The following is a 14,047-nucleotide window of genomic DNA, read 5'->3' as shown; positions in this document are numbered from 1 at the left end:
TGAAATCCCGGCCCTTCATACCCGCCGGGATTTTTAACTTTTAACGCTCCCCTTTTAACTGCCTCCGGGTTTCCGACCTTTGCGGGCCTATGACTGCTCCCGACCCGCGCCAGCTTGCCATTCACGACTTCACCTATGCCCTGCCGGCCGAGCGCATTGCGCCCGAGCCCCTCCCCGACCGCGCCGCCAGCCGCCTGCTGGTGAGCCGCCACGGGCAGCTCACCGACAAGAATTTTCGCGACCTGCCCAACGAGCTGCCGCCCGGCGCTCTGCTCATTTTTAACGATACCCGCGTGGTGCGGGCGCGGCTGCTGGCCCGGCGGCCCACGGGCGGGCAGGTAGAATTGTTTTGCCTGGAGCCGGTGGCGCCCCACCGCAGCCTAGAGCTGGCCCTGCAGCAACCCGGCGCGTGCACCTGGCGCTGCTTGGTGGGCAACGGCCGCCGCTGGAAAGAAGGCCCGGTGGAGCTGACTTTCCTGGCCTCAGATGGACAAGAAGCCCGCCTCACGGCCGTGCGCCGCGAGCAGGAAGCCGGCACCGCCCTCATCGATTTCAGCTGGACGCCGGCTGAGCTGCCTTTTGCCGAAGTGCTGCGCGCGGCCGGCCACCTGCCGCTGCCGCCCTACATCGACCGGCCCGACACGGCCACCGACGCCGTGCGCTACCAAACCGTGTATGCCGCCGCCGAGGGCGCCGTGGCCGCGCCCACGGCCGGCCTGCACTTCACCCCCGAGCTGCTGGCTGAGCTGGCCGAGCGGGGTTTTGAAACCGGCCACGTGACGCTGCACGTGGGCGCTGGCACCTTTCAGCCTGTGAAGGCCGACCGCATGGCCGGCCACCCCATGCACACCGAGCCCATATTGGTGACGGCGGCGCTGCTGCGGCAGCTGCTTGCGCACCGGCCGCGGCCCGTGGTGGCAGTGGGCACCACCAGCTTGCGCACGCTGGAGACGTTGTACTGGCTGGGCGTGGGGCTCCTGGCCGCGCCCGCAGTAGCTGGCAGCGAGCTGCTGGTTACACAGTGGCAGCCCTACGAGCTGGCCGAGGCCGCCGCCAACCTCAGCCCCGAGCAAGCCCTGACGGCCCTGCTGCACCACCTGGAAGCGGCGGGCACCGAGACTCTGGAGGCCCGCACCCAGCTGCTCATTGCACCGGGCTACCGGTTTCGGGTGATTGACGGGTTGATTACGAATTTTCACCAACCCGAGAGCACGCTGCTGCTGCTGGTGGCGGCGCTGCTGGGGCCGGGCTGGCGCGCGGTGTACGAGCACGCGCTGGCCAACGGGTACCGTTTTCTGAGCTATGGCGACAGCTCCCTGCTGTTGCCGTAGGCGCTTAGGAGCGGCCGAAACCAGATTTTTATTTGCGGCCCGGTCCTTGCCAGAACCTTTGAAAACACCGACCGTAAAAGGCCGGACTTACCCTTATTTTCCCTTCTGACCAACCATGAAAAAAGTAACCTTGTTGCTCGCCCTTTGCGCTTTTGCTACCGCCAGCTACGCGCAAGATGTAACGCCCGCCGCCCCCAAAACGGAGGTGAAGACGCGCGATAACGGCACACAGAAAGTGGTGACCAAAACCGGCAAAACCAACGTGGGCGCCGCCCTCGACAACACCAAAGACGCCGCTGGCAACGTAGCGCACAAAACCGGCCACGCCATCAAATCGGGCGCCAAGAAAACCGGCCACGCCGTGAAGCGCGGCGCCAACAAAGTGAGTGGCAAAGCCAAAGAAGGCTCGGCTAAATTGGAAGACAAAACCGAGTAGCATCGAAGCCTCCCCTGTTCCCTTTCCGTATTTCCGTGAAAACCCTGGCCTTTGCTGGCCAGGGTTTTTTTTGTGCATTCGCCGCTGCTTACGCGGCAGGCTTTTCGCGTATTTCGTGCAACACTCGCTCCACCACGCCCTGGCCAAACAGGCTGACGCCGGCGTTGAAGACGACCAGGGCGGCCGTGCCCGCGGCCACCCACTGCCCGGTGGGCACGCGCTTTTCTTTGAGTTGGCCGGCCCACTGCACTAGGCAGGCGCCGGCGCCGATGGTAACGAGGCCCAGGGGCGAAAACAGCAACCATTTGGTTTTGTGTGTCATTGCAAAAGCAGAATCGTGGCAGGGATGTAATGAACGCCGCGACGCGCCGATTCAGCCGTTGGCTTGGCGCTGCCGCGTACCTTTCGGCTTTTAGCCTACGCACCAAAACCGGCCGCGTTGCGGCCATTCCGCCATTTGCTTATGTCACCCTACGAACAGCTCCTCCACCTGGCCTTCACCGCGCCCAACGACGTGAAGTACTACCTCGCCCCCACCGCGCTGCAGGCCTACGACCAACTGCGCGCCGCGCCCAGCGCCCAGCGCCCTTTCCGCTTCGAGCAGGTGCGCCTGGGGCTGGCCATGGCCCTGCTGAAGCTGGTGAGCGAGCTGGGCGACCACGACGCCAGCCGCCAAGTGCTCGACGTATTGCACCGCGCCCTCTCCGAAGCCCGCTCGCCCGAGGACATCGACCGCATTGTGGGCCGCGAAGCCAAGCTCTTCGACCGCCTTTACGACAACCTGTACGTGAACGATGAAGGCGAAGAGCTGCTCAATCTCTTCGGCCGCACCCTCGACGCCGATGCGCCCGAGTTGCTGGAAGAAGTGGCCCGCGAGGGCGTAGAATTAGCCCGCACCCTCGATTTCACTACCGACGAGGACGACGACACCGACGAAGAATAGTCCCCGCCGCCAAATACTCCTCTTCCTATTCGCTCTGCGTTTACTCTCACCTTCTCCCCCAATTCCAACCGCTCCATGGCACTCACCATTGTTGGCTTCGTTCTCCTTGTGCTGGGGCTGAATGCCGCGCGTTTTTCCGAACGCATGGAGCGGCTTCGGGGAGGCCTCGTGTTGTTGGGCATTGCCTTTTTGCTGCTGGGCATCTCGCTGAGCACGGTGGTGCAGGTGGGCGTGGGCCAGGTGGGCGTGCAAACGCTGTTTGGGCAGGTGCAGAAGCGCGTACTCCAGCCCGGTCTGAATGTGGTGAACCCGCTGGTGGACGTGACCCGCTTCGATACCCGCACCCAGAATTACACCATGTCGGCGCAGCACAGCGAGGGCCAGCAAGCCGGCGACGACGCCATCCGGGTGCTGTCGGCCGACGGGCTCGAAGTTGTCATCGACCTCACTGTGCTCTACCACGTGGTGCCGTCCGAAGCGCCGCGCATCCTCTCGACCATTGGCGAGGACTATCAAGAGAAGATTGTGCGGGCCATCTCGCGCACTCGCATTCGCGACAATGCCGTGTACTACGACGCCGTGTCGCTGTACTCCACGCGCCGCGAGGAGTTTCAAACCCGCATTCTGGCGGCCATCGAGAAAGATTTTCGCAGCAGCGGCCTCAAGCTCGACCAGTTGCTCATCCGCAACATTCAGCTGCCGCCCTCGGTGAAGGCCAGCATCGAAAGCAAGATTTCGGCCGAGCAGGACGCCCAGAAAATGCAGTTTGTGCTGCAAAAGGAAAAGCAGGAGGCCGAGCGCAAGCGCGTGGAGGCCCAGGGCATTGCCGACTACCAGCGCATCGTGAACACCGAGCTGAGCGACAAGCTGCTGCAGTACGAAACCATCAAAGCCAACCAAGCCATTGCCACCTCGCCCAACGCCAAGGTCATCATCATGGGCGGGGGCCGCGGTAACGGGCCCCAACTGCTGCTGGGCGACAAGTAAGACAGGCGCGATGTGCCGGCTCCCAGGCTAGGCCCTTATCACTGTTTTAGGACGTATATAACGACTGCCGAAGCAACTCGGCCACCTTGTCCACCATGATTTTGGCCGGCCCACCACTGGCTGGCGCTGGTGTGCTAGCCATGGCAGAAGCGGCCGGTTGTGGCGGTGGTTTACCGTGGCCTGCCGCGCGTGCCTACCTTTACCGCGCCAGACCTTCGCGGCGCGGCGGCTCGGCCCTCCTGACTTGTCCTTCGTTTCAATGCCCACCATTCATTATATCACCACTGCCGAAGCCATTGCCGAGGCGGCTGCCCACTTCGCCACACTGCCCCGCATTGGCATCGACCTAGAATTTGACGACATGCGCCACCGCTACGGCCGGCACCTGGCGCTGATTCAGGTGTTTGATGGCCAGCAGGTTTACCTCATCGACCCCCTGCTGCTGAGCGACATGGCCGCCGGCCTCGAACCCTTGTTTGCGGTGCTGCGCAACCCGGCCGTGGCCAAGGTATTCCATTCCTGCAAGTCCGACATACTGCTGCTCGACGAGTTGTTCAGCGTCAACTGCCGCAACATCGTGGACACGAGCGTGCAATTCACGCTGCTGGCGGCTGAGGACAACAACATTTCGCTGGGCCGCCTCATTCAGGCCGAACTGGGCTTTGAGGTGGACAAGGGCGAGCAAAAATCCAACTGGCTGAAGCGCCCACTCAGCGAAGCCCAAAAGGAGTACGCCGCCAACGACGTGCTCTACCTGTTTGAGCTCACCGACCGCCTCAGCGCCCGCCTCGAAGAGCTGGGCCGCACCGACTGGGCCGCCCAGGAAAACCTGGCCCTCGAAGCCGTGCGCTACGGCCGCGACGACCCGCGCCCGTGGTCGCGCAACGCCGCCAAATACAAGATTACGCCCCAGGAAATGCCCATTTTTCGGGAGCTGTACCTGCTGCGCGATGCCGTGGCGCGGCAGCTCGACCGCCCGCCCTACCACGTGCTCAGCAACGACAAGCTGGCCGAGCTCACGCGCAAGCCCATCGAGACGCCCCTGCAGCTGCGCACCGCCAACGGCCTGCACCCCGAACTGAAACGCTCGCCCTACGCAGAGCAATTGCTGGCCATCGGCACCACCGACCTGGCCCCCGACACGCCCCTCCCCGCCGACCAGCGCAAGTTTCCGTTCCGCCGCCGCCTCAACGGCCCCGCCGCCACCCGCGCCGAAGCCCGCGAAACCTTGCTCAACACGCTCAAAACGCACCTCGCCACCGACCACGGCAGCACCATGGCCAACATGGTGCTCAGCAACCGCCTCATTGCCGACATCATCGAGCTGGGCGCTGACGCTGCCTTGCGGCCCTGGCAGCAGCAGTTGCTCCGCGAGTCGGCCGAGCGCCACGGCGAGAGCTACGAGCAACTGGCCGCGCCGTTTGCGTAGGCCAGCGTAACGCACAAAAAAAGCCCGCCGCATTGCGCAATGCGGCGGGCTTTTTTGTGCGCTAACGTCAGAACTGCGCTTCCTCGGTGCTGCCCACAAGTGCCGCCGTGCTGGTTTGGTTGCTGGTCACCACGTTCTGCACGGCGTCGAAGTAGCCCGTGCCCACGAAGGATTGGTGCTTCACGGCTTGGTAGCCGTCCTTTTGCAAGGCAAACTCCCGTTCCTGCAATTCCGAATAGCCGGCCATGCCGCGCTGCCGGTAGGCCTGCGCCAGCTCAAACATGCTGGTGTTGAGCGCATGGAAGCCGGCCAGGGTAATGAACTGAAACTTATAGCCCAGCGCCGCCAGCTCTTCGCGGAAGGTTTCCATCTGCGCCTTGCTCAATTTGGCGGCCCAGTTGAAGGAAGGGGAGCAATTGTAGGCCAGCAGCTTGCCGGGGTATTGGGCGTGAATGGCTTCGGCAAATTTGCGGGCATCGTCCAGGTCGGGGTGGGACGTTTCCATCCAGAGGAGGTCGGCGTAGGGCGCGTAGGCCAGGCCGCGGGCAATGCCGGCTTCCACGCCGCAGCGAATGCGGTAGAAGCCTTCGCTGGTGCGCTCGGCTTCCTGCAGGATGAAGGGCTGGTCGCGCGGGTCCACGTCGGCCGTGAGCAGGTCGGCCGCGTCGGCGTCGGTGCGGGCCACGATGAGCGTGGGCACGCCCAGCACGTCGGCCGCCAGCCGGGCCGCCACCAGCTTGTTGATGGCTTCCTGGGTGGGCACCAGCACCTTTCCGCCCAGGTGTCCGCACTTCTTGGCCGACGACAGCTGGTCTTCGAAATGCACCCCGGCCGCCCCGGCCTCTATCATCATCTTCATCAGCTCAAAGGCATTCAGGTTGCCCCCAAAGCCGGCTTCGGCATCGGCCACGATGGGCGCGAGGTAGTGCACGTCGGCGCGGCCGTCGAGGTGCTGAATCTGGTCGGCGCGCAGCAAGGTGTTGTTGATGCGGCGCACCACGGCGGGCACGCTGTCCACGGGGTAGAGGCTTTGGTCGGGGTACATGTGGCCGGCGCCGTTGGCATCGGCCGCTACCTGCCAGCCGCTGAGGTAAATGGCCTGCAAGCCGGCTTGCACCTCCTGCACGGCTTGGTTGCCGGTGAGGGCGCCCAGGCCGGCCACGTAGGCCTGCGAGTGCAGCAGCTCCCACAGCCGTTCGGCCCCTTGGCGGGCCAGCGAATGCTCAATGTGCACGGAACCCTGCAGCTTCACCACATCCTGCGGCGAGTAGGGGCGCTGAATGCCAATCCAGCGAGGGTTGTGGGCCCAGTCGAGGGCCAGGTCGGCGGTGCGTTGCTGGTGCGATTTCATTAGGAGTTGAGTTAGTGAAAGGTTGGGGTTGGGATGGGCAAAGCGTGGCCAGGCTGCTTGAGAAGCGGCTTTTTTAGCATATTCGATTGGGGTAGAGACGCAACATTTTGCGTCTTCTCGTTGAACGACTTGCGTGGCACGATGCCACCCGAGCGAGTTGTGAGCGACGCGGACGACGAGACGCAACATATTGCGTCTCTACATCTTGCTAAGCCAGCTGCTCGTAGGCCGGCACGGTCAGGAATTCGATGAACTCCTCGCTCATCACCAGCTTATCAAAAAGGCGGGCGGCTTCCAGATAGTGGCCATTTTCGAAAGCATCCTCCCCTACCTGGCCTTTGATTTTCTCCAGCTGGCCGGGCACCAGCGCGCGGTACAGCTCGGGCGTCACGGGGCGGCCGTCGGCCAGGGTGGTGCCGGGCGTGTGCAGCCACTGCCACACCTGCGCGCGGCTGATTTCGGCCGTGGCGGCGTCTTCCATCAGGTTGTAGATGGGCACGCAGCCGTTGCCGCCCAGCCAGGAGGCCAGGTACTGAATGGCCACGTCGATGTTCAGCTTCAGGCCGTCTTCGGTGATGGCGCCTTGGGGGGCACGCACCAGGTCGGCGGCCGAGACGTGCACGTCGGGGCGCTTGTTCCCGATTTGGTTGGGGCCGGGCATGAGGCGGTTGAAGACCTCCAGCGCCACGGGCACCAGGCCGGGATGGGCCACCCAGGTGCCGTCGTGGCCGTTGGTGGCTTCGCGGATTTTGTCCTGCCGCACCTTTTCCAAAGCGGCTTCGTTAGCGGCCGGGTCGTTTTTGATGGGAATCTGGGCGGCCATGCCGCCGATGGCGTGCACCCCGCGCCGGTGGCAGGTTTGCACTACGAGTTGAGAATAAGCAGCCATGAAGGGCACGGTCATGGTGACCTCCGCACGGTTGGGCAGCCGGAACTTCGGGTTCAAACCCAAGCGCTTGATGTAGCTAAAAATGTAGTCCCAGCGCCCGCAATTCAGCCCGGCGCTGTGCTCGCGCAGCTCCCACAAAATCTCGTTCAGCTCAAACGCCGCCGACAGCGTCTCAATCAGCACGGTGGCTTTGATGAGGCACTTGGGCAGCTTCAAGGACCATTGCGCAAAGCCAAACACGTCGTTCCACAGCCGCGCCTCAAGGTGGCTTTCCAGCTTGGGCAGGTAGAAGTACGGCGCCGAGCCGCGGGCGCAGAGCTCGTGGGCATTGTGGAAATAATAGAGGCCAAAATCAAGCAGCGAGGCGCTGATGGGCTCGCCGTCGACCAACACATGCTTCTCTACCAGATGCCAGCCGCGGGGGCGCACCATGAGCACGGCGGTTTTCTCGTTCAGGCGGTATTCCTTGGTGGGCGTGCTCAGCGAGATGGTGCGGCGCACGGCGTCGCGCAGGTTGATTTGGCCCTGCACCACGTTCTCCCAGGTGGGCGAATTCGAGTCTTCTAAATCGGCCATGAACACGCTGGCGCCGGAGTTCAGGGCGTTGATTATCATCTTGCGCTCCACCGGGCCGGTGATTTCCACGCGGCGGTCGAGCAGGTCTTCGGGCAGGGGCGCCACGGTCCACTCCTGCTCGCGCAAGCGCTGGGTTTCGGGCAGAAAATCGGGCAGGATGCCCGCGGCGAAATCGGCCTGGCGCTCCACGCGGCGGGCCAGCAGCGCCCGGCGCGTGGCATCGAAGCGGCGGTGCAGCTCGGCCACGAAGGCCAGGGCCGAGGGCGTGAGAATTTCGGCAAATTCCGGAGAGTAGGTGCCGAGGACCTTCACCCGTTCGGGCGTGAGGAAGGTGGGCGTCGGGGCGGGGGCGGTGTCGGCGAATGTCATAGCGAATGGTGGGTTGGTGGCTGGATGGGCTCAGGTACTGATTTCCAACGGCTGCGGCAAGCGCTGGCCGGCGACTTGCACAAACATACGCAAGCGAATTTGTATTTGTTAGCGAATTTTCGCTGAAAGAATAAAATTTGCCGAGCCTCGTACCTTTGGATGCACTGCCCGGTACCTCAGAAATGCGCTTGCTGCCCGTTTGCGGCGCTATTCGGATGGCGCCGGCATCTTGGCACAACCGCACATTTAGTAACCAGCAACTCATCCAATGCTTAACCACGGCCAGGTCGTCCGCCTCATTTTTGGCTTGAAGCTGCGCGAGCTGCGTCAGGAGCGGGGCCTGAGCCCGGGCGAGCTGGCGCGCATCTGCGACGTGTCGGTGAGCTACCTCAACGAGATTGAAAAAGGCAAAAAGTACCCCAAGGCCGACAAGATTCTGAGTTTGAGCCAGGCGCTGGGCGTGCGCTACGACCAGCTCACCTCGCTGGCCCTGCCGCGCCGGCTGGAGCCCATTGCCGAGCTGCTCAACTCCAAGATTCTCAAAGAATTTCCGCTGGAGATGTACGGCCTGGAGCCGGCCCGCATCATCGACCTGATTGCGAACGCGCCGGCCAAGATGAACGCCTTCATCAGCACCATCTTCGAGATTGCGCGCAACTACGAAATGCGGCAGGAGCACCTGTTTCTGGCGGCGCTGCGCTCATTCCAGGAGATGCACGACAACTACTTCGAGGACCTGGAGCAGGACGTGCGGGCCTTCGTGGGCAGCCACCAGCTGGCCACCGCTGCGCCCTTCGACCTCAGCCAGCTGGAACGCGTGCTCACCCAGGAATACGGCTACACCCTCGACCGCGAAACGCTGGGCCAGCACCCCGTGGCCACGCAGGCGCGGCTGCGTAGCGTGTTTCAGCCCAAAACCAAGCGCCTGCTCATGCGGCCGGGCCTGAGCCGGGGCCAGCAGGCCTTTGTGCTGGGCCGCGAGGTGGCCTTCAACTACCTCAAGCTGACCGAGCGGCCCTACGTGAGCAGCAGCACGCAGGTGCGCACCTTCGAGGAAGTGCTGAACAACTTCAAGGCTTCTTACTTTGCCGGGGCGCTGCTGATGGAAGAAGAAAGCCTGCTGCGCGACGTGAAGAAGGTTTTCGGGGCCAAAAAATGGAACCCCGGGCTGCTGCTGAACCTACTGACGCAGTACGACGTGAGCCCCGAGATGTTCATGCAGCGCCTCACCACGCTGCTGCCGCGGCACCTGGGTTTGCAGAGCCTGTTCTTCCTGCGGTTTGACCAGCGCGACGCGGCTTCGCCCTTCGAGCTGACCAAGGAGCTGCACTTGGCGCGCCTGCACAATCCGCACGGCAACGAGTTGAACGAACATTACTGCCGCCGCTGGGTGAGTTTGCGGCTGATGGAAGAAGCCCGCGCCCTGCCCGTGCCCGACACCGCCGAGGCGCCCGTGACCGTGGCCGGCGCCCAACGCTCGCGCTATTTCGGCACCGACGACGAGTACCTGTGCTTCACGCTGGCCCGCGCCGGCACGCCCACCCAGCCCGCCCTGAGCGTGACCGTGGGCCTGCGCTGCGACGACAACCTGCGCGCCCAAGTCCGCTTCCTGGCCGACCCGGCCCTGCACTTCCGCATCGTGAACGAAACCTGCGAGCGTTGCCCCATCCCGGACTGCGAAAGCCGCGCCGCCGCACCCGTTGAAATTGAACGCCAGGCCGAGCGCGCCGCGTTTGAAGCTGCCGTGACGGCCCTGGTTCAAGGAAATAGCTGATGCAGAGAGGATGGTTGATTGCGGGAATGGCGTTGCTGCTGGTGCTAAGTGCCGGCGCCTACGCGGCGTGGCGGGTGTTTTACCGGCCCAACGTGCGGGCGTTTGCCGAAGGGCCGGCGTATTTGTTTATCCGCACGGGCACGGGGTTTGGGGCGGTGATGGACTCACTGCAGCAACACGAGTTGCTGCTGGAGCCGGCCACGTTCCGTTGGGTGGCCGAAACCCACGACTACCCGCCGCACGTGAAAGCCGGACGCTACCGCCTCGCCCCCGGCCTGGGCAATGGCGACTTGGTGCGCCTGCTGCTGGCCGGCCAGCAGGACACGGTGCGTTTCGAGCTCAATTCCTTTCACTACCTCGACAAGCTGCCCCGCCAGGTGACGCGCCAGCTCGAAGCCGACTCCTTCAAGCTGGAGCTGCTGCTGGGCGACAACGCCGGCCTGCAGCGGCGCTACGGCCTCGACACCTGCACCATTCGCACGATGTTCATTCCGGGCACCTACCGGCACCTGTGGAACACCAGCGCGCAGGACTTTCTGGATTCGACGGCCGCCCGCTACCGCCGTTTCTGGACCAGCCAGCGCCAGGCCCGGGCCGATTCCCTGAAGATGACCCGCACGCAGGTAAGCGTGCTGGCCAGCATTGTGCAGCGCGAAACCGCTCAGCCCACCGACAAGCCGCTTATCGCCGCCGTGTACCTCAACCGGCTGCGCAACGGCCAGCCCCTGCAGGCCGACCCCACCCTGCTGTGGCCCCTGCACGGCCTGGGCACCCGGAAGCGCGTGCTGAACGTGGACAAGAAAGTGGACTCGCCTTACAACACCTACCGCCACAAGGGCCTGCCGCCCGGTCCCATCACCACGCCACGCCCCAGTTCCCTGGATGCCGTGCTGAAGCCGGCGCACAACAACAACCTGTTTTTCTGCGCCCGCCCCGACGGCAGCGGCTTCTCCGACTTTGCCGAAACCTACGCCCAGCACAAGCTGAACGCTCGCCGCTATCAGCACCGGCTAGACAGCCTGGGGGTGAAACGCTGAGCCGCGCCCGGCCACGGCGTAATTATTTCATAACCGGCCGCTAAGCGCCCGGACGGGGACGTAGCGGGCCTTCGTCTTATTCGGTGGGGCCGGGCAATGGGCCGCTAGCGTTGGGCTGCGTACTTTTGTTTCCCAATTTTCCGCAAAACCGTCCGTATGCGTGCACGTCTTCTTTTTTTGCTTCCTCTCTTCTCTGGATTGACGGCCGCGGCCAGCGGCTTCGACACCGGCCCGCAGGGCGCGCGGGTGCTGGGCCTGGGCGGCGCCAGCACGGCCTACATCGGCAGCATTGCCGGCCTGAGCACCAACCCCGGCCTGCTGGGGCAGTGGGGTGACTCGCTCACGCGCATCAGCTTCGGCGGCTTCGGTCAGATTCGACGCTCGTCCTTCGTGGGCCAGGATACGTACCAGCGCACCGACCAGGACCTGACCGTGCTGCCCGGCGGCTATTTCTACGCCACCCGCGCCGTGAGCAAGCGCGTGAGCGTGGGCCTGGCCCTCAACACGCCCTACGGCTACCACACCAAATGGCCCGACACCTGGGAGGGCCGCTCCGTGATTCAGGAAAGCAAGCTCAACACCTTTTTCGCGCAGCCCACGGTGGGCTTTAAGCTGAACGACAACTTCAGCGCCGGGGTGGGCCTGGTGTACGCCTTCGGCAAATACACCCAGCGCCGCGCCCTGGGCCAATACGACGACCCCACCGCCCAGGCCACGCTCACGAGCAGCGGCTCGGGCTACGGCGTGAACGTGGGCCTGTATGGCCGCACCGGCGACAACCTGGCCTTCGGCATCAGCTACCGCAGCGGCATCAAGCTGAAAATGGACAACGGCGCCTTCCACGCCACCGGCATTCCGGCCCGCGACGCCAGCATCCTGCCCGGCGCGGCCGACTTCACCACCCAAATCAACCTGCCCAGCACGCTGTCGGTGGGCATTGCCGACCGCATCACCAAGAAGCTGCTGCTCACCTTCGACTTTGCCCTCACCGGCTGGAGCACGCTCGACTCGCTCAAGCTCAACGTGGCGGCCAGCGGCCCGGTGCCGGCCCGCGTGCAGCGCACGGCCCGTCGCTACGAAGACGCCCTGGCCTTCCGGGTGGGCGCCGAGTACCAGGTGACGCCCAAGCTGCTGGTGCTGGGCGGCTTCCGCTACGACGAAACGCCCATCCGCGACGAATACATCAACCCCGAGTTTATCGACGCCAACCGCCTGGGCGTCTCGGCTGGCCTGAGCTACCAGCTCAACAGCCGCTTTGCCGTGGAAGCGGCCTATGCCTTCGACTACGGCCAGCTCCGCACCGCCCGCGCCGACCAGACCAGGTTTCTGGTGAGCAACGTGAGCGGCACCTACCGCACGCTCACCCACACGGCGTCGCTGGGCGTGGCGGCGGCGTTCTAATCTTCCCTCCCCTGCTGTTTCTGATTCCATCTTGTCGATGACACTCTTTATACCCAATGGCTTGCGCCGGGCCGGCCTCGCCGCCAGCGCTGCCCTGTTCCTCCACGCCTGCGCCCCCAATCAGGACACTCCCACCCCCGTGGTGGGCTTGGATGTGAGCCGTTACCTCGCCGTGGGCGACGGCTACACCGCCGGCCTCAGCAACGGCGGCCTCACGCGCACCAGCCAGGAGTATTCCTTCGTGAATTTGCTGGCCCGGCAGTTTCAGAATGCCTCGCCGGGCGCGGGCTTTGTGCAGCCGCTCTTCGATGGCAACGAAGGCTCGTTCCGCCTGGCCTTTAATGGCTACTCGCCCACGGGCTTTCTGCAAGCCAAACGCGTGCCCGGCACGGCCGTGCGCCGCACCGTGCTCCTGACCAGCGCCTGCGGCACCGCGCCCGACACCCTGCGCCTGCTCAAGCGCAGCAGCACGGCCGCCACGCTGCCCCAGAACCTGGGCGTGCCGGGCCTGATGCTGAGCCAGATTGATGCGGTGGGGCTGGGCAACGAGGCCTCCGTGGGCTCACGGCCGGTCAACCCCTACTTCGAGCGCCTGCTGCCGGCCGGCGACGACCGGACGTATTTCCAGGTGCTGAGCACAGCGGCCTCCTCGGCCACGTTCTTCAGCTATTTCATGGGCCTGGATGAAATCATGCCTTTCGTGCGCAGCGGGGGCACTTGCGGCGCCATTCCCTCCAGCCTTCCCATGAAGCGAGCCGCCAAGCGCATCCTCGACGTGCTGACCGCCAACAAGCGGCCCGGCGTCATTGTGAAGCTGCCGGCCATCACCTCCCTCCCGCTGCTGAGCCAGGGCCGCGGCAACGAGGTAGAAGCGCGCCTGCAAGCCTACTACAAAGACCAGCTGCCGCTGTACATCGAAACGCCTTTCGTACCCGGTGCTTCGCAGCGCATCACCGACCGCGACTACATTCTGGCCACGGCTCTGCCGCGCCTCGGGCAGCCCACCCCGGTGCAGGTGGGCAGCACCACCATGATGCTGCCTTACGGGCGCGACAGCCGCAACCCCGTGCGCGACGCCGACGTGCTGGAAAACACCACCGAAATGGTGTACATCACGGCCGCCATCAACGACTACAACAACTTCGACCCGGTGCCTTCCAACGCCACCACGGTCTTCGGTCTGGCGGGCCTGGCCCGTATCTACGGCCTGCCCCTCATCGACCCCTCGCAGAATTCGCGCCTTTTCGACGCCGGCTTTCTCTTCAACAACGTGACCAACGCCATTTCCGTCAACGGCGTGGTGTACACGGCCGAGCCGGTGCGGGGCAACTTCTTCTCGCTCGATTTTTACTCGCTCACCCCGCGCGGCAACGGCTTATTGGCCAATTCCTTCATTGCCGCCATCAACCGGGCCTACCGTTCCAACATCCCGGCCCTCGACGTGAACAACCTACCCAGCACTACCGAATAGCGCCGCCCTCACGCGAGCATTGCGCCACCGCCCGTCACTGAACATAGGCCCCG

12 protein-coding genes are annotated in these 14,047 nt (G+C 64.3%); 9 read left to right on the top strand and 3 right to left on the bottom strand.

Features of this window, described 5'->3' with window-relative positions:
- Positions 1-89 precede the first annotated feature (89 nt).
- Complete coding sequence (locus JAO73_RS14010; protein WP_198977703.1) at positions 90-1,331, top strand: S-adenosylmethionine:tRNA ribosyltransferase-isomerase; 1,242 nt, start codon at positions 90-92, stop codon at positions 1,329-1,331.
- A gap of 115 nt (positions 1,332-1,446) precedes the next feature.
- The gene (locus tag JAO73_RS14005; RefSeq protein WP_190927545.1) at positions 1,447-1,767 is read left to right on the top strand and encodes a hypothetical protein; all 321 of its coding nucleotides are present in this window, start codon (positions 1,447-1,449) and stop codon (positions 1,765-1,767) included.
- 88 nt (positions 1,768-1,855) lie between these two features.
- Here JAO73_RS14005 and JAO73_RS14000 read toward each other — a convergent pair whose 3' ends face one another.
- The gene (locus tag JAO73_RS14000) at positions 1,856-2,089 is read right to left on the bottom strand and encodes a hypothetical protein (RefSeq protein WP_198977699.1); all 234 of its coding nucleotides are present in this window, start codon (positions 2,087-2,089) and stop codon (positions 1,856-1,858) included.
- A gap of 141 nt (positions 2,090-2,230) precedes the next feature.
- Between JAO73_RS14000 and JAO73_RS13995 the strand changes: the two genes are divergently transcribed.
- The 3 genes from JAO73_RS13995 (at position 2,231) to JAO73_RS13985 (ending at position 5,126) form a co-directional block, all read left to right on the top strand.
- Positions 2,231-2,710 carry a hypothetical protein gene (locus tag JAO73_RS13995; protein ID WP_198977697.1) on the top strand — a complete coding sequence of 160 codons (480 nt, stop codon included), beginning with the start codon at positions 2,231-2,233 and terminating at the stop codon, positions 2,708-2,710.
- A 75-nt stretch (positions 2,711-2,785) separates the two neighbouring features.
- Positions 2,786-3,697, top strand: coding sequence for a prohibitin family protein (locus JAO73_RS13990; RefSeq protein WP_198977695.1), 912 nt, complete (start codon positions 2,786-2,788; stop codon positions 3,695-3,697).
- Between the two features lie 259 nt (positions 3,698-3,956).
- Positions 3,957-5,126, top strand: coding sequence for a ribonuclease D (locus tag JAO73_RS13985; RefSeq protein WP_198977693.1), 1,170 nt, complete (start codon positions 3,957-3,959; stop codon positions 5,124-5,126).
- Positions 5,127-5,193: 67 nt separating this feature from the next.
- Here JAO73_RS13985 and aceA read toward each other — a convergent pair whose 3' ends face one another.
- Positions 5,194-6,477: an isocitrate lyase gene (gene aceA, locus JAO73_RS13980; protein ID WP_198977687.1), complete on the bottom strand. Its 1,284-nt coding sequence runs from the start codon at positions 6,475-6,477 to the stop codon at positions 5,194-5,196.
- Between the two features lie 208 nt (positions 6,478-6,685).
- Positions 6,686-8,311, bottom strand: coding sequence for a malate synthase A (gene aceB / locus JAO73_RS13975; protein WP_198977685.1), 1,626 nt, complete (start codon positions 8,309-8,311; stop codon positions 6,686-6,688).
- Positions 8,312-8,579: 268 nt separating this feature from the next.
- Here aceB and JAO73_RS13970 point away from each other — a divergent pair, with 268 nt between their 5' ends.
- The 4 genes from JAO73_RS13970 (at position 8,580) to JAO73_RS13955 (ending at position 13,994) form a co-directional block, all read left to right on the top strand.
- Positions 8,580-10,085, top strand: a complete 1,506-nt coding sequence (locus JAO73_RS13970) for a helix-turn-helix domain-containing protein (protein WP_198977683.1) — start codon at positions 8,580-8,582, stop codon at positions 10,083-10,085.
- 26 nt (positions 10,086-10,111) lie between these two features.
- Entirely contained in the window at positions 10,112-11,122 is a 1,011-nt protein-coding gene (gene mltG / locus JAO73_RS13965) for an endolytic transglycosylase MltG (protein WP_198977681.1), read from the top strand.
- A 177-nt stretch (positions 11,123-11,299) separates the two neighbouring features.
- Positions 11,300-12,523, top strand: coding sequence for an OmpP1/FadL family transporter (locus JAO73_RS13960; protein ID WP_198977674.1), 1,224 nt, complete (start codon positions 11,300-11,302; stop codon positions 12,521-12,523).
- A 37-nt stretch (positions 12,524-12,560) separates the two neighbouring features.
- Positions 12,561-13,994, top strand: a complete 1,434-nt coding sequence (locus JAO73_RS13955; protein WP_198977671.1) for a hypothetical protein — start codon at positions 12,561-12,563, stop codon at positions 13,992-13,994.
- Positions 13,995-14,047: the final 53 nt, after the last annotated feature.

The organism is Hymenobacter miniatus (genome assembly GCF_016427455.1).
Classification (GTDB): Bacteria; Bacteroidota; Bacteroidia; order Cytophagales; family Hymenobacteraceae; genus Hymenobacter; species Hymenobacter armeniacus.
This window is presented reverse-complemented; position numbering and strand designations above follow the sequence as displayed.